The organism is Mesorhizobium sp. M4B.F.Ca.ET.214.01.1.1, assembly GCF_004791545.1.
Taxonomy (GTDB): Bacteria; Pseudomonadota; Alphaproteobacteria; order Rhizobiales; family Rhizobiaceae; genus Mesorhizobium; species Mesorhizobium abyssinicae.
In genome coordinates, this window is record NZ_SRUX01000003.1 from 499,219 (window position 1) to 520,052 (window position 20,834).

Here is a 20,834-nt window from a genome sequence, read left to right on the forward strand (position 1 = left end):
GCTTGAACTATCTTGACGATACGGCTGCGCCGCATCGTTGCGTGCCAATCTTGAGGCCAATCTGGGAGGATTGTCATGACGTCGACGGCGCAGGACCTGCACCCCGCCCCCACGCTGGAGCCCGGCAGGACGATCCTCGAACTGCATGGGCTTGAAAAGCGATATCCCGGCACGCACGCGCTGAAGCCGGTCAACCTCGCCTTCAAGTCCGGCGAGATCCACGCCATCGTCGGCGAGAACGGCGCCGGCAAATCCACCCTCATCAAGCTTCTCACCGGTGTCATGCCGCGCACCTCCGGCGACGTCATCTGGGAGGGCAAGCCAGCGGCGCTGGCGACCCCGCACGAGGCGATGGCGCTCGGCATCAATGCCGTGCACCAGGAGGTCGTGCTCTGCCGCCACCTCACCGTCGCCGCCAACATGTTCCTCGGCGAAGAGGATTCCCGCTTCGGCATCCTGCAGCAGCGGGCCATGGTCAAGGAAGCGCAGAAGATCATCGACGGTCTTGGCTTCGACCTGCCGGCGCATGTCGTGCTCGGCGATCTCACCATCGGCCAGCAGCAGCTGATCGCCGCCGCCCGCGCCACCGTGCGCGGCACCAAGTTCCTGATCTTCGACGAGCCGACCGCCTACCTCACCCGCAAGGAGGCCGACCAGCTTTTCAAGCTGATCCGCCGGCTGAAGGGCGAAGGCGTCACCATCATTTACATCAGCCACCGCATGGAGGAGGTGTTCGAGCTCGCCGACCGTGTCTCGGTGCTTCGCGACGGCACCCTGGTCGGCACCCGCAACATCGCCGAGACCAGCGAGCCGGAGCTGGTCAAGCTGATGATCAACCGCTCGATCGAGCAGATCTACCACAAGGAACATTTTACGCCGGGCGCGACCATCGTCGAGACACGCAACCTCTCCGGCAAGGGCTTTGAGAATGTCTCGTTGACCGTCCGCGCCGGCGAGATCGTCGGTCTCTACGGCCTGATCGGCGCCGGTCGCAGCGAGTTCGTCACCACCCTTTACGGCCGCCACCGGAAGTCAGCAGGCCAGATCCTGTGGGAAGGCAAGGAGGTGCAGGTCAACTCCGAGCACGATGCGATCCGGCTCGGCATGGCGCTGGCCCCGGAAAGCCGCCGCGACCAGGGCCTCTGCCTCAACCTGCCGGTCGGCCTCAACCTCAACCTGCCGATCTACAAGCGCATCTCGAACAATCTCCTGATCTCCAACACGCAGGAGAAGGTCGAGGCCGATCGCCAGATCGCCGGCCTGAGGATCAAGACGCCGACGCGCAACGCGCTCGCCTCCAGCCTGTCGGGCGGCAACCAGCAGAAGATCGTCATCGGCAAATGGCTGGCGCATGGCGCCAAGCTGTTCATCTTCGACGAGCCGACGGTCGGCGTCGATGTGGGCACCAAGGCCGAGATCTACCGCCTGTTCTCGACGCTGTTGTCCAACGGCGCCGGCATCATCCTGATCTCCTCCTATCTGCCGGAGGTCTATGAGCTCGCCGACACGCTGCATGTGTTCCGGCGCGGCAAGCTTGTCGCCACGCACGGCTTCCGCACCGCCGACCACGAAGACATTCTCTCTCAGGCGCTCGCCGAGAAACAAGAAAAACAGGGAGGACAGAAATGAGCACCGAGGCGATCGCGGCCGAAAAGCCGAAGCGCAACTACAACGCCCTGTTCGGGCTGACGCTGCTGGCGCTGCTGGTTCTGTTGTGGGTCATCCTGTCGGTGTCGACGCAGAGCTTCGCCTCGGCCAACAACATCTCCAACCTGCTGCGCCAGGGCTCGATGATCGCCATCCTGGCGGTCGGCCAGACCTTCGTCATCATCACCGGCGGCATCGATCTTTCGGTCGGTGCCGTGGTCGGCTTCGCCACCGTCATCACGGCGATGCTGATCAATGCCGGCGTGCCGGTCTTCGCCGCCATCCTGATCACCTTGCTGGTCGGTGTCGCCATCGGCCTGTTCCACGGTTTCGGCATCGTCAGGATGGGCCTGCCGCCCTTCATCATCACGCTGGCGACGCTGACCTCGCTGCGCGGCATCGGCCTGTTGATGACCAACGGCAATTCGATCTCGATCAACAACGACGCCTTCCAGGAATTCTCCCGCAATTCCTTCGTCGGCATCCCCAACCTGTTCTGGATGGTGATCCTGGTTGGCATCCCTGCCTACATCTTCCTCCACCACAGCCGCTGGGGCCGCTACCTGTTCTCGGTCGGCTCCAACGCCGAGGCCTCGCGCCTGTCCGGCGTCAATGTCCAGCGCACCATCTACATGGCCTATACGCTGTCCGGCCTGTGCGCCGCCTTTGTCGGCGTGTTGCTCGCTTCGCGCATCGGCATCGGCAATCCGACCCAGGCCGAGGGCTGGGAACTGCAGGCGATCGCCTCGTCGGTGATCGGCGGCACCTCGCTGTTCGGCGCGGTCGGCTCCGTGCACGGCCCGCTGCTTGGCGCCTTCATCCTCGCCACCATCAACAACGGCGCCAATCTTTTGAACGTCAACGCCTTCTGGCAGCGCATCATCACCGGCGTGCTGATCATCGTCATCGTCTATTTCGACGGGCTGCGCCGCCGCGGCAAGTAAGTTCCCTCCCAGTGCCTCTGGCCCCGCGAAAGCGAGGGCCGGCGGCATAAACAATTGGATTGAAGCATGAAAGCAGTCGTCTGCCGATCGCCCGGCGAGCTTGTCCTCGAAGACCGCGCCGAGCCCGGCGCGCCGCCCGCCGGCTGGGTGCGGGTGGCGGTCAGCCATGTCGGCATCTGCGGCACCGACTACCACATCTTCGAGGGCAAGCACCCGTTCCTCGCCTACCCGCGCATCATGGGCCACGAGGTCTCCGGCACGGTTGCCGAAACCGGCGAGGGCGTCGCCCTGAGCGTCGGCGAGGCCGTCATCATCAACCCCTATCTGGCTTGCGGCAAATGCATCGCCTGCCGGAAAGGCAAGCCGAATTGCTGCGTCAGGATCGAGGTGCTCGGCGTCCATCGCGACGGCGCCATGTGCGAGGAGATCCTGGTGCCGGCGCAGAATCTTTACCCGGCAAACGGCCTGTCGCTGGCCGATGCCGCCGCCGTCGAATTCCTGGCGATCGGCGCGCATGCGGTGCGCCGCGCGCTGACCGAACCCGGCGCCCGCGCGCTGGTCATCGGCGCCGGCCCGATCGGACTTGGCACGGCGCTGTTTGCCCGCATCGCCGGCCTCGACGTCAGCCTGCTCGACATGAGCAGCGAGCGCCTTGGCTTTGCCGAAAGCGAGCTTGGTTTCGCCGCGCTCGACGGCTCGCGGCAGGCGGCGGCCGATCTGGTGCGGAACGCGACCGATGGCGAGGGCTTCGACGTGGTCTTCGACGCCACCGGCAACACGCAGTCGGTGCAATCGGCCTTCGCCCATGTCGCGCATGGCGGCGGCCTCGTCCTGGTCAGTGTCGTCAAGGACGACATCACCTTCTCCGACCCGGAATTCCACAAGCGCGAGATGACGCTGATCGGCAGCCGCAATGCGCTCCGCGCCGATTTCGACCATGTCGCCGCCTCGATCCGCAACGGTGCGGTGCCCATGGCAAAGCTCGTCACCCACCGCACGAGCCTTGCGGGCACGCCGCGTGATCTCGCAAGATGGGCGCATGAGAAATCCGGTCTGATCAAGGCCGTCATCGAGATCGGGTAGGACGATGCAGAGGATCGACGCGCACCAGCATTATTGGCAGATCGCGCGCGGCGACTATTTCTGGATGGGGCCGCACGTCGCGCCGATCATGCGCGACGTCTTCCCGGCCGACCTGGCGCCGCACCTCCAGGCCGCAGGCATCGCCCGCACCGTCGTCGTCCAGGCGGCGGCGACCGTCGCCGAAACCGAATTCATGCTCGACCTCGCCGACAGGGACGACAGCATCGCGGCCGTGGTCGGCTGGGTCGATCTCGAAGCCGACGATGTCGAGGCGACGCTGCGACGGCTGGCGGCGCGGCCGAAGTTCCGCGGCATAAGGCCGATGCTGCAGGATATCGACGACACTTTCGACATTTTGAAGCCGAAGCAGCTCGCCGCGCTGAAGCTTTTGCCGAAACTCGGCCTGCGTTTCGACGCTCTGGCGCAGCCGCGCCATTTGCCGGTGGTCGCCGCACTCGCCGACCACATGCCTGACCTGCCGATCGTCGTTGACCACGCGGCAAAACCCTTCATCGCCAAGGGCATCCTAGAGCCCTGGGCGAGCGACATGGCGGCGCTGGCGAAGCGGCCATCGGTCGTCTGCAAATTCTCCGGCCTGGTCACTGAGGCCGGGCCGAACTGGTCGGTCGCCGGCCTCAAACCCTATGCCGATCATCTCGTCGCCTGCTTCGGGCCGGACCGGCTGATGTTCGGCAGCGACTGGCCGGTGTGCGAGCTCGCCGCCACCTACGAGAATTGGCTGGCCGCCGCGAAGGAGCTTTTGGCAGGCCTTTCGCCGGCGGAGCATGACGCCGTCTTCGGCGGCACCGCCGCACGCTTCTACGGCATCGGCTAGTCATTGGCCGACAGTTTGAGCTCCACCCGCTCCGCCGGAAACCGCGACTCGGAGAACTGGATCGGCTGACCGTCGAGCGTGACGTTGACCGCGACCGTCACCAGCACGATGGCGCCGGGCTGCAGGTCGAGATCGGCAAGATCGGCGGCATCGCCATGGCGCGCCGACAGCACCGTCGATTGCCTGAGATAATCGTTTATGCCGAAGCGCCTGAGCGATGCGGTGACCGATCCCGTCTCCGCCATGGCGGCATCGATGCCGGCGAAGCGCCTGGCGTCGAACCAGGCGGTGGCGCGCGACACCGGATGGCCATCGGCTTCGCCGCGCGTCTCCAGGCGGAGCACGGCGGCTCCCCTGGCGAGCTTCAAGGCATCGGCGATGCGCCGGCTGGCCGGCTCGACCGATGAGGCGAGCAGCGCGATATGCCGCTCGCTCGTCTGCCCCTGCAGGCCCGTCGAAAAGCGCGTGCGGGCGCCGATCGGGTAGGAGAGCCGCTTGCGCGACAAGACGAAGGTGCCGCGCCCCTGCTCGGCCCTCAGCACGCCCTCCTGAACCAGCGCTGCGATTGCGCTGCGCACCGTATGGCGATTGACGCCATAACGTTCGGCAAGCGCCATTTCCGGCGGCAGGGCCGCGTTCTCGGCAAAGTCGCCGGCCGCGATCCCCTGCAGGATCCGGTCGGCGATCTGCCGCCACAGCGAAACGCCGCTGCGCCGCTCGATGCTGGCTGCCTGCTGCCCACTCATGTCAGCCCCCGGTTCACCGCCCAGACTTTTCGCCGATGTCATCCAGCCGTCATGGACTCGCGCTAGCTAATGCGTATAATTTGTATAGTTGTCTATATCAATAGACAAATTTACGCAATCGACGGAGTGCTGCCATGCGAGGACAGGAAGCGCGCGAGCAGGCCGGGCGCAAGGCGGCGATGGCGACGCTGGCGCAGTCCGGCGGCGACGAGCTCGCCCGGCTTTGGAACGAGGCCGGCCTGCCCCTGGAGGCCGAACTCTTGCGCGGCCCCGAAACCGGCCTGGTGACGGTGCGCGGCCGCATCGGCGGCGGCGGCGCGCCCTTCAATGTCGGCGAGGCGACGGTCACCCGCGCCACGGTGCGCCTGCCCTCCGGCCAGGTCGGCCATAGCTATGCGCTCGGACGCGACAGGCAGAAGGCGAAGCTGGCCGCGATCGCCGACGCGCTCTGGCAGGACCCGGCCCATCGCGACGTTGTCGAGACCAGGGTGATCGCGCCGCTGCGTACGGTGCTTGCCGAGGCGCACGAAAAACGTCGCGCCGAGACAGCGGCTACGAAAGTGGATTTCTTCACCATGGTGCGCGGAGAGGACTGATGGAGACGCAAGCGATCGAGGGCGGCTTCGCCGATCCGGTCTTCAATGCCCAGACCGTGTTTCGCGCCGTCATGGACGCCATGGCGCGGCCGGGCAGCGTGCAGCCGCTGCCGGCCCTCGCCCGCCCGCCGGCGCCGCTGTCGGCGACATCGGGCGCCGTGGCGCTGGCGCTCTGCGACAACGACACGCCGCTCTGGCTCGATCCAGCCCTGCAGGCCGAGGCGCCGGTCAGATCCTGGCTCGGCTTCCACACCGGCGCGCCGCTCGCCAACACGCCGGCCGACGCGCATTTCGCCATTATAGCCAGGCCGGCCGAGATGATGGCGCTGGATGGCTTTTCGCAAGGCACGCAGGAATATCCCGACCGCTCGACGACGCTGATCCTCGTCGTCAGCGATCTCGCCTCGGGCGTTCCCCTGCTGCTCGAAGGCCCGGGCATCGAGAAGATGGCGATGCTCGCGCCGGCCGAGATGCCGCGCCACTTCATCGAGCAGTGGAAGCAGAACAGCCAGCGCTTTCCGCGCGGCGTCGACATCATCCTGGCAGCACCGGACGGGGTCGCCTGCCTGCCGCGCACCACGCGCATCAAGACGATGGAGGCCTGACATGTATGTCGCGGTGAAAGGCGGCGAGGCCGCGATTGCCAATGCGCACCGCCTGCTCGCCGATCGCCGTCGCGGCGACCGCACGGTGCCGGCGCTGCGCCTCGACCAGGTCGTCGAGCAGCTGGCGCTCGGCGTCGACAGGGTGATGAGCGAGGGTTCGCTCTACGACCGCGAGCTGGCAGCACTTGCCATCGTCCAGGCGCGCGGCGACATGATCGAGGCGATCTTTCTCATCCGCGCCTATCGCACCACGCTGCCGCGCTTCGGCTACACCAGGCCGGCCGATACCGCCGCTATGCTGATCGAGCGGCGCGTGTCGGCAACCTACAAGGACCTGCCCGGCGGCCAGCTGCTCGGCCCGACCTTCGACTACACCCACCGGCTGCTCGATCCCGAGCTTGCCGCCGGCGGCGACGTCGCCGAGCCCATGCAACGTGCCACCGAGGCCGAGCCCATGCCGCGCGTCTCGGCGATCCTCGCCCGCGAGGGCCTGATCGAGGCCGATGGCGACATGCCCGGCGAGCATGTTCCCGGCGACATCACCCGCGAGCCGCTGCAGTTCCCGATGGCGCGTGACGTCCGCTTGCAGGCGCTGTCGCGCGGCGACGAGGGTTTTCTGCTGGCGCTCGGCTATTCCACCCAGCGCGGCTATGCCCGCAACCACCCCTTTGTCGGCGAGGTCCGTGTCGGCGAGGTCGAGCTGGAGCTCGACGTGCCGGAACTGCCTTTCGCCGTGCCGCTCGGCGCGATCCGCGTCACCGAATGCCAGATGGTCAACCAGTTCAAGGGCTCGGCCAAGGCGCCGCCGCAATTCACCCGCGGCTACGGCCTGGTCTTCGGCCAGAGCGAGCGCAAGGCGATGGCGATGGCGCTCTGCGACCGTGCCTTGCGGGCCAGCGAACTCGGCGAGGACGTCGTCGCCGCCGCGCAGGACGAGGAGTTCATCATCTCGCATTCCGACAATGTCCAGGCGACCGGCTTCGTCGAGCATCTGAAGCTGCCGCACTATGTCGACTTCCAGGCCGAACTCGATCTGGTGCGCCGCATGCGCGCCGAGCACGACGCGCGTGAAAATCACCGCACTGGCGATGAGAAGCGCGAGGCCGCCGAATGATCGAGGGCCTCTCCCACATGACCTTCGTCGTGCGCGACCTCGACCGCATGGGCGAGATCCTGACCGGCGTCTTCGGCGCGCGCGAGGTCTATGACAGCGGCGCCCGGCAGTTCTCGCTATCGCGCGAGAAATTCTTCCTGATCGGCGATCTCTGGATCGCCATCATGCAAGGCGAGCCACTCAACGATCGGAGCTACAACCACGTCGGCTTCAAGATCGACGAGAGCGATTTCGACCGCTACGTCGACCGTGTCAGAAAGCTCGGGCTCGACATGCGCCCGCCGCGCCCGCGTGTCGAGGGCGAAGGCCGCTCGATCTATTTCCACGACCATGACAACCATCTGTTCGAGCTGCACACCGGCACGCTGGCCGAGCGGCTGACGCGCTACGCCAGGGAATTGGAGGTCGTGCAATGAGCTCAGCTGTCTCCGCCACCGTGACCGGCGTGCCCACCGCCATCGTGTCCACTGTGGCCCTCGTAGCCACCACCGCCGCCGTACCAACCTTCGGAATTGTTGGAACCTTCCCTTGGCGCCGGAAAAATCGTGCGCCGAAGAAAAAAGACGACCGCGCCGGCGAACGCCAGCAACACGATCCCGAGGTGCATCCAGCCGGCAGAGTTCATGTCGATCCAGTCCGGTTTCCACGCCTTGCAAGTCAATTCGGTAGCACGGAGCGGATGGTATAGCCATGACCGACATCGCCACCTACAACTTCGCCTATCTCGACGAACAGACAAAGCGGATGATCCGCCGCGCCATCCTCAAGGGCATCGCCATCCCCGGCTACCAGGTGCCCTTCGCCTCGCGCGAGATGCCGATGCCCTATGGCTGGGGCACCGGCGGCGTTCAGGTCACCGCTTCGATCATCGGCCCGGACGACGTGCTGAAGGTCATCGACCAGGGCGCCGACGACACCACCAATGCCGTCTCGATCCGCGCCTTCTTCAAGAAGGTCGCCAATGTCGCGGTGACTACCGACACCGCCAGCGCCACCATCATCCAGACCCGACATCGCATCCCCGAGCATCCGCTCAACGCAGGCCAAATTCTGGTCTATCAGGTGCCGATCCCCGAGCCGCTGCGCTTCCTGGAGCCGCGCGAGACCGAAACGCGCAAGATGCATGCGCTTGAGGAATACGGCCTGATGCATGTCAAACTCTACGAGGACATCGCCAGGCACGGCCGCATCGCCACCACCTACGCCTATCCGGTCAAGGTCGAGGGCCGTTATGTGATGGACCCGTCGCCGACGCCGAAATTCGACAATCCGAAAATGCATCGGTCGCCGGCTTTGCAGTTGTTCGGCGCCGGCCGCGAAAAGCGCATCTATGCCGTGCCGCCATTCACCGACGTGGTCAGCCTCGACTTCGAGGACCATCCGTTCGAGGTGCAGACCTTCGACCAGCCCTGCGCGCTCTGCGCGGCGGAGAATGTCTATCTCGACGAGGTCATCCTCGACGACCGTGGCGGCCACATGTTCGTCTGCTCCGACACCGACCACTGCGAGAAGCGGCGTGAGGAAGGCCATCGCGGCCACCTAGCGCCTGACGCCCAACTTGCTCTCGAAAGAACGGAGCCGGCCGAATGACCGACGAACCGCTGCTGCGCGTCTCGGCGCTGTCCAAATTCTACGGCTCGCGCGTCGGCTGCGAGACTGTCAGTTTCGACCTCTGGCCGGGCGAGGTGCTGGCGGTGGTCGGTGAATCCGGCTCCGGCAAAACGACGCTGCTCAACTGCCTGTCGACCCGGCTGCTGCCCTCTTCCGGCACCGCCAGCTACCGCATGCGTGACGGCCAATGGCGCGAGCTTTACCGCATGAGCGAGGCCGAGCGTCGTTTCCTGATGCGCACCGACTGGGGTTTTGTCCACCAGAACCCGGCCGATGGGCTGCGCATGACGGTGTCTGCCGGCGCCAATGTCGGCGAGCGGCTGATGGCCGTCGGCGACCGCCACTACGGAAAAATCCGCGCCACTGCCGTCGACTGGCTGTCGCGCGTCGAGATCGACGAGGACCGCATCGACGACGAGCCGCGCGCCTTTTCCGGCGGCATGCGCCAGCGCCTGCAGATCGCCCGCAACTTAGTGACTGGGCCGCGCCTGGTGTTCATGGACGAGCCGACCGGTGGCCTCGACGTCTCGGTGCAGGCGCGCCTGCTCGACCTGCTGCGCGGGCTGGTTACCGACCTTGGCCTGGCGGCCATCGTCGTCACCCACGACCTCGCCGTGGCGCGACTTCTGTCGCAGCGCATGATGGTGATGAAGGACGGCCATGTCGTCGAAAGCGGCCTCACCGACCGCGTGCTGGACGACCCGCGTGCGCCCTATACGCAGTTGCTTGTTTCTTCGATTTTGCAGGTGTGATGATGGCGCCAAGCCACCCCCCTCTGTCACGGGCTATCTGCAACGTTGGAGATTGGCGAAACCGCACGAGGCCGCCCCTTCTCCCCGTCACTATACGGGGAGAAGTGCCATATTCTCCCGCCGATCGGCGACAATAGGAGAATCTTCTGATGCCCACCCCTCTCGTTGTCTCCGACGTCGCCAAAAGCTTCACCATGCATCTGCGCGATGGCATCCGCTTGCCTGTCGTCGCCGGCGTGTCGTTCTCGATCCGCGCCGGCGAATGCGCCGTGCTCGGCGGCCCGTCCGGCGCGGGAAAAAGCTCGATCCTGAAGATGCTCTACGGCAACTACGCCGCCGACGAAGGCCAGATCATCGTCCAGCACGAGGACGGCCTGATCGATCTCGCCAGCGCCAGCCCGCGCACGGTGCTTGCCGTGCGCCGGCAAACGATCGGCTATGTCAGCCAGTTCCTGCGCACCGTGCCGCGCGTCTCGGCCCTCGACGTCGTCGCCGAGCCGCTGGTCGAGCGCGGTGAGGAACGCGAGGCAGCACGAGACAAGGCACGCACCTTGCTTACCCAGCTCAACCTGCCCGAAAAGCTCTGGACCTTGCCGCCGGCGACCTTCTCCGGCGGCGAACAGCAGCGAGTCAACATCGCGCGCGGCTTCATCACCGAGCATCCGATCCTGCTGCTCGACGAGCCGACCGCCTCGCTCGATGCCAGGAACCGCGACGTGGTGGTCGAGTTGATCGCCGCCAAGAAGGCGGCCGGCGTCGCCCTGCTCGGCATCTTCCACGATCAAGACGTGCGCGAGGCGGTCGCCGACCGCGTCATCGACGTCACCGCTTTCGCCGCAGGCAGGATTGCCGCATGACAAGGAAATTGTCGGAGACGCCGCTGGTTCACCCGACCGCGCAGGTCGAGAACTCGACGCTCGGCCGCTGGACCGAGATCGCCGACCGCAGCCGGGTTTCGGAAAGCGAGCTCGGCGACTATTCCTATATGATGCAGGACTGCGCCGTCTGGTGCGCGACCATAGGCAAGTTTTCCAACATCGCGGCCAGCGTGCGCATCAACGCCACCAACCATCCGACCTGGCGGCCGACGCTGCACCACTTCACCTACCGCGCCTCCGACTACTGGGACGATGCCGAGCACGAGAACGAGTTTTTCGCGCAGCGCCGCGCCAAGCGCGTCACCATCGGCCATGACACCTGGCTCGGGCATGGCTCCACAATCCTGCCCGGCGTCACCGTCGGCGACGGCGCGGCGGTCGGCGCGGGCGCCGTGGTGTCGAAGGATGTCGCGCCCTACACCATCGTCGGCGGCGTGCCGGCGAAGCCGATCCGCGAGCGCTTCGACCGTCGCACCGCCGAGCGCTACCAGGCGCTCGCCTGGTGGGACTGGGACCATGCCCGGTTGCGCGCGTCGCTCGACGATTTTCGCGCGCTTTCGGCAGAGGCTTTCCTGGAGAGGTATGGTTGACATTCACGGGAACGTGGTGTGGTCGTACAGTAATTTAATCTCGCTATATCAAACATCTCCTAGGCCAGTCGTGTGGAAGGAGATCATTTCGTGGCTATACTGTTTATACCGGCGTGCATTGGGTTGGCGCTGGTTGTATTGGGGATTTGGGTCGTTCGGAGCCAGGTAAACCGCTGGAGTCGGTCCGACCGAGTCTCGTCCATTGTCTTGACCATCTTGGGCTTGGGCCTGGCAGCGGTAGGGGTGCTAATTCTCTTCGTGTTGGCGCCCATCTCCCGGTAGAACTGCCTCAACTGCTAGTGAGACCGCTAGCTTCGATACCTATGCCCAGGACGACGCCCCTAGATTCACATCTTTGACATACGAGTCGGACAAGAGGCGATCTCGCCAGGGAGATCGCCATGCTCGACAAAGCCAGACCCTCGCTCGCCGGCTTCTTCGAAGGCACCAACCCCGCGCCGCCGGTGCATCTCGGCACCCGCTACGACACGGCGGGCAATTTCCTGTTCGAGCCTGGCAACACCGTTGTCTCCCATCTCGTAGCCGGCTCACCCTCCGAAGCCGCTGTAGTCGCAGTGCGCGAGCGCATGCGCGCCATGCCCGACGCCGACCGGCTTGTCTTCACCCCGGTCTCCAGCCTGCATATGACGCTGTTCCAGGGCATCATCGAGCGCCGCCGCCGGCTCCCCTATTGGCCTCGGGATGTGCCGCTCGACACCAGCATCGACGACATGACCCGCCTTTATCTGGAGCGCCTGAAGGGCTTCGCGGGGAGCGGCGCGTTCAGGGTCAAGGCCATCGGTATCACCCCGAACGGCCTCACCGTCGCCGGCGCCTCGGAGGAAGACCGGCGCATCCTCCAGGCCTGGCGCGACGCGCTGTCGGTGCCCTTCGGCTATCGCCATCCCGACCATGACACCTACGTCTTCCACATCACCTTCGCCTACCAGATCCGCCGCCTTGCCGACGAGCGGGCGGCGGCGTGGCAGGATCTGTTCGATGACTGCCTGTCCTTCCTCGACCGCGAGGCGCCGGTCATCGAACTCCACCCGGCGGCCTTTTGCAGCTTCCGTGACATGGAGCATTTCGAGGAGCTCCTGGTCCTCGGCTGATGACTGCTACCGCGCAGCTGTGGGCGGTAACAAAACTGACATCAATCCGACACCGCAGGTTCATGGGGCTGCGCTAGCCAAGGTTAACAGACCCTGTAACCGACTGGACTGGAGCCTAGCCCCATGTCAGCAGCCTCTGCCACGCTCGAAATCCGCGGTGTCAGCCGACGATTCGGCAAGAACACCGCCGTCAGCGCCGTCGACCTGTCGATCCCGCAGGGCCAGATGGTCGGCATCATCGGCCGTTCCGGCGCCGGCAAGTCGACGCTTCTGCGCATGATCAACCGTCTCATCGACCCCAGCCAGGGGTCGATTTTTTTTGACGGCGCCGAAGTCTCGGCGCTGCAGGGCTCGCCGCTTAGGCGCTGGCAGCGCGACTGCGCCATGATCTTCCAGCAGTTCAACCTGGTGCCGCGCCTCGACGTGCTGACCAACGTGCTGCTTGGCCGGCTAAACCACCGCTCGACGCTGTCCAATCTGTTCGGCATTTTCTCGCGCACCGAATGCGCCGAGGCGGTTGCGGCGCTTGAACGCCTCGACATCGCCCGCACCGCGCTGCAGCCGGCTGGCACGCTGTCCGGCGGCCAGCAGCAGCGCGTGGCGATCGCGCGCGCCATGATGCAACAGCCGAGGGTGCTGCTCGCCGACGAGCCGATCGCCTCGCTCGACCCGCTCAACGCCAAGGTGGTGATGGACTCGCTGCAGGACATCAACCTACGCGAAGGCATCACCGTCATCACCAATCTGCACACGCTGGACACGGCGCGGGCCTATTGCAACCGCATCATCGGGATGGCCGCCGGCAAGGTCGTGTTCGATGGCGCGCCCGAGGACCTCGACCGCGACGCCGTGCGCCTCGTCTATGGCGCGGATGCGAATGGCGCCGATATCTCCGAGGCCATCACGTCGACCAGCGTCACCTTCAAGCCGAAGATCACCGCATCCGCCGGACCGCTCGAGCCCGCATTCCCCGGCTACTAGTCGATGCTTTCGAACCGTCCACGCTGACGAAGAGCGGCAACCGGTTCGGCAAGGATCATGGCCAAGCAAACGAGCAACCCGGATCGCCCGCCCGCGTCAAAGGCAGCTGTCAAAATTCGAACGTCGCCGGCGCGAGGCCGGAACAACAGGAGAGAGATCCAAATGTTTAGGAAGATGGTTTTTGGCGCCGTATCACTGCTCGCCATCGCGACGAGCGCCGCTCATGCCGCCGACGTCAAGGAATTCCGCGTCGGCATCCTCGGTGGCGAGAACGAGACGGACCGGCTGCGCAACTACCAGTGCCTGGCCGACCATTTGAAGGCCGAATTCGGCTTCGAGAAGGTCTCGCTGTTCCCGGCCGCCGACTATGACGGCGTCATCCAGGGCCTGCTCGGCGGCACGCTCGACTTCGCCGAGCTCGGCGCTTCCGGCTATGCCAGCGTCTACATCAAGGACCCGAAGGCGGTCACCCCGATCCTCACCACCCAGCAGACCGACGGCGCCACCGGCTATTATTCGATCGGCCTGGCGTTGAAGTCGTCGGGGATCACCGACATCAAGTCGGCCAAGGGCAAGAAGCTCGGCTATGCCGATCCGGACTCGACCTCCGGCTACCTGATCCCGCTGACCCAGATCCCTAAGGACACCGGCCAGTCGAACGAAGCCTTCTTCGCCTCGACCCAGTTCAATGGCGGCCACGAGAACAACGTTCTCGCCGTCCGCGACGGCAAGGTCGACGTCGCGGTGGACGATTCCTCCGGCATCGGCGATTTCAAGAACGGCTACACCTCCGGCACCTTCCACAAGGAAGTCGCCAAGTGCGCCGTCGACCCGAACGACTTCGTCGAGGTCTGGCGCTCCGGCCTGATCCCGAACGGCCCGCTGGTCGTGCGCACCGCGCTCGGCGACGACATGAAGGCCAAGCTGACCGCGTTCTTCACCGCGCTGCCGACGAAGGACAAGCCCTGCTTCGAGGGCGTCGAGGGCGGCGACTTCACCGGCTACGTTCCGGTCAAGCCGGACTTCTACAACGTCATCGTCGAAGCCCGCAAAGCCGCCATCGGCGGCTGACGGCATCAGGAAAAGGGGCGGCGCCAAAAAACGCCGCCCCTTTTGCATCTCCCGATCATGACCTCAGCGACAATCCACTCTGACGCGACGCGCCTGGCGGCCGATGCCTGGCGGCGCCAGACGTCCTTGCGCCGGCTTTACACCGGCCTCGGTGTCGGCCTGCTTTTTGTCGCCATGTGCGCGACCATGTGGTTCGCCGACGAGGCCAATGCCGGCCATTTCCTCGACCGGCTGCCGCACATACTGGACTTCCTGAGCTGGCTGATTCCCAAGGACTGGAACGACGTCTGGCGCGCCCTGTTCGACGTCGCCTCGCCGCATGACACCGGCACCCAGGAATTCAACTTCCCGCTCGGCCGCGTCCCTGTCTGGGGCGGATTCTACATCCCCGAATATTTCGAGCTGATGCTGACCACGGTCAACGTGGCGCTGGTCTCGACCTTCGTCGGCTTCGTCTTCGCCGTGCCCTTCTCCTTCATCGCCGCGCGCAACCTGACGCCGAGCCCGGCGCTCAGGCTCGTCGTCAAGCGCTTCATGGAACTGCTGCGCGCCTTCCCCGAGATCGTCATTGCCGGCCTGTTCGCGGCCATCGTCTCGATCGGCCCGGTCGCCGCCATCATCGCCATCGGCCTGCATTCGATCGGCGCGCTGGGCAAGCTGTTCTACGAGATCAACGAGAACATCGACATGCGCGCCGAGGAGGGCTTGCGGGCGGTCGGCGCCAACTGGTTCGAGCGCATCCGCTTCGCCGCCCTGCCGCAGGTGCTGCCCAATTTCATGTCCTACACGCTGCTCAGGATCGAGATCAACGTGCGCATCTCGACGATCATGGGCGCGGTCGGCGGCGGCGGCATCGGCGAGGAGCTGAAGCTCTCCATCTCGCGCGGCTTCGGCGCCAAAACGCTGGCGCTAGTGCTGCTCTTGTTCACCACCATCTTCATCGTCGACCAGTTCTCCGCCTGGCTGCGCCGCAAGCTCGTCGGCGAGCAGGCCTTCCTGATGAGCGCCTGATATGGCCATAACCGCCGACGACATTCTGTCGATCGAGGCGCGCTACCCGCACGTCTTCCGCCGGCCGCTTTACCAGCGTTTCGGCCCGCTGTTCCTGGTCGCTGGAACTGTCCTGTATCTCGCTTACGCCCTGTGGTTCTTCAGCATGCCGCAGGTGCTGCGCGAGTCGCACTGGGAGCGCCTGCCGCTCTTTCTGGCGCAATGGATCAGCTACGACCTGCAGCCGGAGTTTCGCCTCGACCAGCCGGAGATCACGCCGAAATATCCGCGCTTCTCAGCGCTTGGCGAGAACCCCAATCCTGACTGGGTGATCAGGAACCCGGACGGCACCTTCACCGTGCTGATCGACGGACCGGCCAAATCCGTCACCTTCGACAAGACCAAAGCCGTGATTGTCGCCAACGGCCAGACGGTGCCCGTGTCGCTGACCGGCGGCAAGCCGGTGATCTCGGGCCCGGTGCCCGACTGGATCACCGCGCATGACGACGAAATTGTCGCCAGGATGGGCTTCGTCGGCGAGGTGCGCGTCACCGTCGACCGCGTCAAGGTGCGCAAGCGCTTCCTCGGCTGGGCGAATTTCGTCTTCGACACGCGCTCGCCCTTCTTCGGCAAGCCGGCCGGCGAAGTGGCTTCGCTGCTGGTTTCCGGCCCGGAGCTCAAGCCCGGAACATCGAACATCGCGCTTGCCGCCGACAACATCTGGAACAACGCCCAATGGCAGCATGGCGATGTCTGGACGAAACTGCTGCAGACCATCGTCATGGCCTTCCTCGGCACGCTGCTCGGCGGCATCGTCGCCTTCCCGCTCGCCTTCTTCGCCGCCCGCAACATCACGCCGAGCGGGCTGCTCAGCCAGGTCTTGGAACGCTTCTTCGATTTCATGCGCTCGGTCGACATGCTGATCTGGGCGCTGTTCTTCACCCGCGCCTTCGGACCCGGCCCGTTGGCGGGAAGTGCCGCGATCTTCTTCACCGAGATCGGCACGCTCGGCAAAACCTATTCCGAGGCGCTGGAGAACATCGACGACAAGCCGCGCGAAGGCGTGCAGTCGACCGGCGCCAATGGCTTGCTGGTGCAGCGCTACGGCGTGCTGCCGGAAGTGCTGCCGGTCTTCATCAGCCAGACGCTCTACCAGTGGGAATCCAACACCAGAGGCGCCACCATCATCGGCGCCGTCGGCGCCGGCGGCATCGGCCTGAAGCTCTGGGAAGCGATGCGCACCAATTCCAACTGGGCCAACGTCTTCTACATGGTGCTGCTGACGCTGGCCGTCGTCTTCGTCTTCGACAACATCTCGAACTTCCTGCGTCGCCGGCTCAGCCGCACGCTGCATGATTATAATAGGCTGCAGGCTGAGCGGGGTTAGTCCTCGCTAGCAGAATCTTGCGAGAGGTCGACGGGACAGCGCCCCCCTCTGCCCTACCGGGCATCTCCCCCACTTGGGGGGAGATCAGCCACGACCACGGCTTTCGCCAATCTCCTACGTTGCCGAATTGAGCTAAGCGCCGCAGCCGCCAATCTCCCCCCTTGTGGGGGAGATGTCCGGCAGGACAGAGGGGGGCGCGAAGGATCGCGGCGCTCGTCGGACGGCCATTCTAAGCCGCCTTCTTCCACCCATCCCTGATATGCTGGTACCCCTCCCGATACACAGCCTCCGGCGTCTCGGCAAAATCCCGCCAAACCTTGGTCGCCGCAGCCAGGTCCTTCAGCGAACGCCCGAAGGATTCGATGGTCAGCCAGTCGTCGTAACCGCTCTTGCGGATGGCCGAGAACGTCTCCTTCCAGGGAATATTGCCCCGGCCCGGCACGCCGCGATCATTCTCTGAAATGTGGATGTGGACGACCTTCCGGCGATTGCGCGTATAGGCGCCGATCGGATCGGCCTCCTCGATGTTGGCGTGGAACGTGTCGTACATCGCCTTGATGTGCGGCCGGTCGATCGCGTCGATATGCTCGGACAGATCGTCCATCGTGTTGAACAGATAGCATTCGAAGCGGTTGAGCGCCTCTAACCCGATGGTCACCCCCGTCTTGCCGGCATGGTCGCCGATGGCGCGCTGGGAAGCGACGGAGCGCTTCTTCTCTGCGGCCGTCGGCCCGCTGCCGGAAAAGGCGCCGAGCGTCGAATGAAGCGGCCCGCTCAGCCTGTCGGCGCCAAGGGCGGCGCTGCAGTCGATCGCCCATTTCATGTAGTCGATGCCGGCCTTGCGCGTCGCGGCGTCCGTCGAGATCAGGTTCATCGCCGGATCGCCCATTGCCGAGACCGCGGTGCGCTCCAGGCCGATGCGATCGAGCAGGTCGCCAAGTTTCTTGTAGTCGTCGGGCGCGCCGGAAAACACCGGGATCTCGACGCCGTCGAAGCCGGTCGACTTGATGTCTCTCAGCAGCGCCTCATGCTTCTTCGAGACGCTGGTCGTCCATAGGAACATGCACATGCCGATTTTCATCGACCCCTCCCCATCACCTTCGATCAAGGGGGGATGAGATTCAGGTCAGGCCGAGTCGAGAACGGTGGCTTCCGAGAACCGGAGCGGAGCGCACTTAAGTACGCGAGCACCGGAAGCGCAGGAAGCCGCCGTTCGCAGACCGGCCTCACCTGAATATCGACACCCCTAGAGCTTCGTCCACGCCCCATTCTTCTTCGACGACTTCACGCAGGCCTCGATGAAGGCCATGCCTTCGACGCCGTCGGCAATCGTCGGGAAGACGACATCCTTTGCCGGCTTGCCGCCCTTCCTGCGCGCCGCGCGGATGGCGCGGGCCGCTTCCTGGTAGATGTTGGCGAAGCCTTCGAGATAGCCCTCCGGATGGCCCGAGGGAACACGGGTGACACGCCCGGCGGACGGCAGCGCGCCGGCGCCGGCGCGGGTCAGCAGCTGCTTCGGCTGGCCGAACGGCGTATACCACAGATAGTTCGGATCGGCCTGCACCCATTCCAGCCCGCCCTTCGACCCGTAGATGCGCAGTTTCAGCCCGTTCTCATGGCCGGGCGCCACCTGGCTTGCCCAGATCATGCCCTTGGCCGGATGCGTCTTGCCGACCGGCTTGAAGCGCAGCATGACGTTGACGTTGTCGTCGAGCTGCCGCCCCGGCACGAAGGCGTCGAGATCGGCCGACAGCGTATCGAGCTCCAGCCCGGAGACGAAGCGCGCCAGGTTGTAGGCATGGGTGCCGATGTCGCCGAGCGCGCCGCCGGCGCCGGCCTGCTTCGGGTCGGAGCGCCACGCAGCCTGCTTCTGGCCGGTGGCGGCGAGATCCTCGGTCAGCCAGTCCTGCGGATATTCCGACTGCACGATGCGGATGTCGCCGAGCTGGCCCTTGGCCACCATCTCGCGCGCCTGCCTGATCATCGGATAGGCGGTGTAGTTGTGGGTGAGCACGAACACCTTGCCGGTCTTCTCGACCAGGGCGGCAAGCTTCTTCGCCTCGGCCAGCGTGGTCGCCAGCGGCTTGTCGCAGATGACGTGGATGCCGGCCTCGAGAAACGCCTTGGCCGCCGGCACATGCACGTTGTTGGGGGTGACGATCGCCACCGCCTCGATGCCGTCGGGCCGCTTCGCCTCGGCCTTGGCCATTTCGGCGTAGGAGCCGTAGCTGCGCGCCGGATCGAGCCCGAGCTCGGCGGCCGATGCCTTTGCGCGTTCCGGGTTGGCAGACAGCGCGCCGGCCACCAGGACGAAGTCGTTGTCCAGCCTGGCCGCGATCCGGTGCACCGCGCCGATGAAGGCGCCTTGCCCGCCGCCGACCATGCCATAGCGGATCGGGCCGCCTCCCGTTTCCGACTTCGATGCGCCGACCATTCCTGTCTCCCTCGTTGGTGCTTGCCTCCCCCCGAGGGGAGGTCGATCCGGGCAGCGGATCGGGTGGGGTTGCCGAGCGTGAAGCTCGGCATGAGCCGACCCCGCCCGGCCCTTTGGGCCACCCTCCCCTCGAGGGGAGGGAAAAGCGGTATTAGATTCCCATCATCGCGCGCAGCGCCTTCTTGTCGGTCGCGCCACCGGCGAAGTCGTCGAACGCCTTCTCCGTCACCCGGATGATGTGATGCTGGATGAAGGGCGCGCCTTCGGCGGCGCCATCCTCCGGATGCTTCAGGCAGCATTCCCATTCCAGCACCGCCCAGGAATCGTAGCCGTACTGGGTGAGCTTGGAAAAGATGCCGCCGAAATCGACCTGCCCGTCGCCGAGCGAACGGAACCGCCCGGCCCGGTTGGTCCAGCCCTGATAGCCGGAATAGACGCCTTGCCGCCCCGTCGGATTGAACTCCGCGTCCTTGGCGTGAAACGCCTTAATGCGCTCGTGGTAAATGTCGATGAATTCGAGATAGTCGAGCTGCTGCAAGAGGAAGTGCGACGGGTCGTAGTTGATGTTGCAGCGCTTGTGGCCGCCCACCGCGTCGAGGAACATCTCGAAGGTGGCGCCGTCGAACACGTCCTCGCCCGGATGGATCTCGTAACCGATATCGACGCCGTTCTCGTCATAGACGTCGAGGATCGGCTTCCAGCGTTTGCCGAGTTCGGCGAAAGCCTCCTCGATCAGCCCGGCCGGGCGCTGCGGCCATGGGTAGAGGTAGGGGAAGGCCAGCGCTCCGGAGAATGAGACCGAGGCCTTCAGCCCCAGGTTCTTCGACGCCTTGGCACCGAACTTCATCTGCTCCACCGCCCATTGTTGCCTGGCCTTCGGATTGTTGTGCACCGAAGCAGGCGCGAAGCCGTCGAACTGCGCGTCATAGGCCGGATGCACCGCCACCAGTTGCCCTTGCAGATGCGTCGACAGTTCGGTGATCTCGACGCCGGCATCGGCGCAGATGCCTTTCACCTCGTCGCAATAGGCCTTGGAGGTCGCCGCCTTTTCCAGGTCGAACAGCCGTGCGTCCCAGGTCGGGATCTGCACGCCCTTGTAGCCCAGACCGGCGGCCCATTTGGTGATCGACGGCAACGAATTGAACGGCGCGGCATCGCCCGCGAACTGCGCCAGAAACAGACCGGGACCCTTCATCGTCGACGGCATCGGCATCCTCCCTCTTTTTTCATCGCGACCGAGCATAGCGCCGATTGCGGACGGGGCCAGTCTCTTTGGTCTTTCATGTCGGCGATTTGAACACGCCGCAATTCTGGTATTACCAAATAATGTTGTTTGGTCAAGCGGCCGAGCATGGCAAAACGGCGCCGCCGGTAATCCGTCGCGGTGGGAAAATTACATATTATTCAATATGGTAACTTCGTAAACGGGCGGCGTTGGTCGACTTCTTGCCGTCCATC

General features: G+C 65.1%; 22 protein-coding genes. 17 read left to right on the top strand and 5 right to left on the bottom strand.

Annotation, left to right across the window (positions count from 1 at the left end):
* Nucleotides 1–75: 75 nt before the first annotated feature.
* The 4 genes from EN857_RS08840 (at nt 76) to EN857_RS08855 (ending at nt 4,509) form a co-directional block, all read left to right on the top strand.
* Nucleotides 76–1,629, top strand: coding sequence for a sugar ABC transporter ATP-binding protein (locus tag EN857_RS08840; protein WP_127282988.1), 1,554 nt, complete (start codon nt 76–78; stop codon nt 1,627–1,629).
* Nucleotides 1,626–2,591, top strand: a complete 966-nt coding sequence (locus EN857_RS08845) for an ABC transporter permease (protein ID WP_127282987.1) — start codon at nt 1,626–1,628, stop codon at nt 2,589–2,591. The genes EN857_RS08840 and EN857_RS08845 overlap by 4 nt, the downstream gene beginning before the upstream one ends.
* A gap of 66 nt (nt 2,592–2,657) precedes the next feature.
* The gene (locus EN857_RS08850; protein WP_127393705.1) at nt 2,658–3,674 is read left to right on the top strand and encodes a zinc-binding alcohol dehydrogenase family protein; all 1,017 of its coding nucleotides are present in this window, start codon (nt 2,658–2,660) and stop codon (nt 3,672–3,674) included.
* Between the two features lie 4 nt (nt 3,675–3,678).
* Nucleotides 3,679–4,509, top strand: coding sequence for an amidohydrolase family protein (locus EN857_RS08855; protein WP_128346117.1), 831 nt, complete (start codon nt 3,679–3,681; stop codon nt 4,507–4,509).
* Here the strand turns inward: EN857_RS08855 and phnF are convergent.
* Nucleotides 4,506–5,255, bottom strand: coding sequence for a phosphonate metabolism transcriptional regulator PhnF (phnF, locus tag EN857_RS08860; RefSeq protein ID WP_127394205.1), 750 nt, complete (start codon nt 5,253–5,255; stop codon nt 4,506–4,508). The two genes, EN857_RS08855 and phnF, sit on opposite strands and share 4 nt — an antisense overlap.
* Nucleotides 5,256–5,389: 134 nt before the next feature.
* Here phnF and phnG point away from each other — a divergent pair, with 134 nt between their 5' ends.
* Genes phnG through fosX form a run of 4 tightly spaced genes read left to right on the top strand, consistent with a single transcriptional unit; the run spans nt 5,390 to nt 7,986 of the window.
* Entirely contained in the window at nt 5,390–5,851 is a 462-nt protein-coding gene (gene phnG, locus EN857_RS08865; RefSeq protein WP_127394204.1) for a phosphonate C-P lyase system protein PhnG, read from the top strand.
* Nucleotides 5,851–6,456 carry a phosphonate C-P lyase system protein PhnH gene (phnH, locus tag EN857_RS08870; RefSeq protein WP_127394203.1) on the top strand — a complete coding sequence of 202 codons (606 nt, stop codon included), beginning with the start codon at nt 5,851–5,853 and terminating at the stop codon, nt 6,454–6,456. Before phnG ends, phnH begins: the two co-directional genes overlap by 1 nt.
* 1 nt (nt 6,457) lies before the next feature.
* Complete coding sequence (locus EN857_RS08875) at nt 6,458–7,570, top strand: carbon-phosphorus lyase complex subunit PhnI (protein ID WP_128346116.1); 1,113 nt, start codon at nt 6,458–6,460, stop codon at nt 7,568–7,570.
* A complete protein-coding gene (gene fosX, locus EN857_RS08880; RefSeq protein ID WP_127394076.1) occupies nt 7,567–7,986 on the top strand; it encodes a FosX/FosE/FosI family fosfomycin resistance hydrolase in 420 nt (139 codons plus the stop codon). The genes EN857_RS08875 and fosX overlap by 4 nt, the downstream gene beginning before the upstream one ends.
* 2 nt (nt 7,987–7,988) lie before the next feature.
* Here the strand turns inward: fosX and EN857_RS08885 are convergent, their stop codons facing one another.
* Nucleotides 7,989–8,195, bottom strand: a complete 207-nt coding sequence (locus EN857_RS08885; protein WP_127394077.1) for a hypothetical protein — start codon at nt 8,193–8,195, stop codon at nt 7,989–7,991.
* Between the two features lie 65 nt (nt 8,196–8,260).
* Here EN857_RS08885 and EN857_RS08890 point away from each other — a divergent pair, with 65 nt between their 5' ends.
* The 9 genes from EN857_RS08890 to phnE (EN857_RS08930) all read left to right on the top strand — a co-directional run bounded on the left by EN857_RS08890 (nt 8,261) and on the right by phnE (EN857_RS08930) (nt 16,942).
* Nucleotides 8,261–9,160 carry an alpha-D-ribose 1-methylphosphonate 5-phosphate C-P-lyase PhnJ gene (locus EN857_RS08890; protein WP_127394078.1) on the top strand — a complete coding sequence of 300 codons (900 nt, stop codon included), beginning with the start codon at nt 8,261–8,263 and terminating at the stop codon, nt 9,158–9,160.
* The gene (gene phnK, locus EN857_RS08895) at nt 9,157–9,933 is read left to right on the top strand and encodes a phosphonate C-P lyase system protein PhnK (RefSeq protein ID WP_126058225.1); all 777 of its coding nucleotides are present in this window, start codon (nt 9,157–9,159) and stop codon (nt 9,931–9,933) included. The genes EN857_RS08890 and phnK overlap by 4 nt, the downstream gene beginning before the upstream one ends.
* A gap of 149 nt (nt 9,934–10,082) precedes the next feature.
* Entirely contained in the window at nt 10,083–10,790 is a 708-nt protein-coding gene (phnL, locus tag EN857_RS08900; protein WP_127392117.1) for a phosphonate C-P lyase system protein PhnL, read from the top strand.
* Complete coding sequence (locus EN857_RS08905) at nt 10,787–11,401, top strand: DapH/DapD/GlmU-related protein (RefSeq protein ID WP_127392118.1); 615 nt, start codon at nt 10,787–10,789, stop codon at nt 11,399–11,401. The genes phnL and EN857_RS08905 overlap by 4 nt, the downstream gene beginning before the upstream one ends.
* A gap of 401 nt (nt 11,402–11,802) precedes the next feature.
* On the top strand, nt 11,803–12,513 hold the full coding sequence (locus EN857_RS08910; protein ID WP_127284113.1) for a DUF1868 domain-containing protein: 711 nt from the start codon (nt 11,803–11,805) through the stop codon (nt 12,511–12,513).
* 123 nt (nt 12,514–12,636) lie between these two features.
* Nucleotides 12,637–13,494, top strand: a complete 858-nt coding sequence (gene phnC / locus EN857_RS08915; protein ID WP_127284114.1) for a phosphonate ABC transporter ATP-binding protein — start codon at nt 12,637–12,639, stop codon at nt 13,492–13,494.
* 162 nt (nt 13,495–13,656) lie between these two features.
* Nucleotides 13,657–14,565, top strand: coding sequence for a phosphonate ABC transporter substrate-binding protein (gene phnD, locus EN857_RS08920; RefSeq protein WP_135858321.1), 909 nt, complete (start codon nt 13,657–13,659; stop codon nt 14,563–14,565).
* A gap of 57 nt (nt 14,566–14,622) precedes the next feature.
* Nucleotides 14,623–15,576 (top strand): phosphonate ABC transporter, permease protein PhnE, encoded by a 954-nt coding sequence (gene phnE, locus EN857_RS08925; RefSeq protein ID WP_127284116.1) that lies wholly within the window; start codon nt 14,623–14,625, stop codon nt 15,574–15,576.
* Nucleotide 15,577: 1 nt separating this feature from the next.
* Nucleotides 15,578–16,942, top strand: a complete 1,365-nt coding sequence (phnE, locus tag EN857_RS08930; RefSeq protein ID WP_127392120.1) for a phosphonate ABC transporter, permease protein PhnE — start codon at nt 15,578–15,580, stop codon at nt 16,940–16,942.
* Between the two features lie 229 nt (nt 16,943–17,171).
* On the opposite strand, the gene EN857_RS08935 is transcribed toward phnE (EN857_RS08930), so the two are convergent.
* From EN857_RS08935 to EN857_RS08945, 3 genes are all read right to left on the bottom strand, one after another.
* Nucleotides 17,172–18,023 (bottom strand): sugar phosphate isomerase/epimerase, encoded by an 852-nt coding sequence (locus EN857_RS08935; protein ID WP_127392121.1) that lies wholly within the window; start codon nt 18,021–18,023, stop codon nt 17,172–17,174.
* 165 nt (nt 18,024–18,188) lie between these two features.
* Nucleotides 18,189–19,376, bottom strand: a complete 1,188-nt coding sequence (locus tag EN857_RS08940) for a Gfo/Idh/MocA family oxidoreductase (protein ID WP_127392122.1) — start codon at nt 19,374–19,376, stop codon at nt 18,189–18,191.
* Between the two features lie 151 nt (nt 19,377–19,527).
* A complete protein-coding gene (locus tag EN857_RS08945; RefSeq protein ID WP_127284120.1) occupies nt 19,528–20,583 on the bottom strand; it encodes a sugar phosphate isomerase/epimerase in 1,056 nt (351 codons plus the stop codon).
* Between the last annotated feature and the right edge of the window lie 251 nt (nt 20,584–20,834).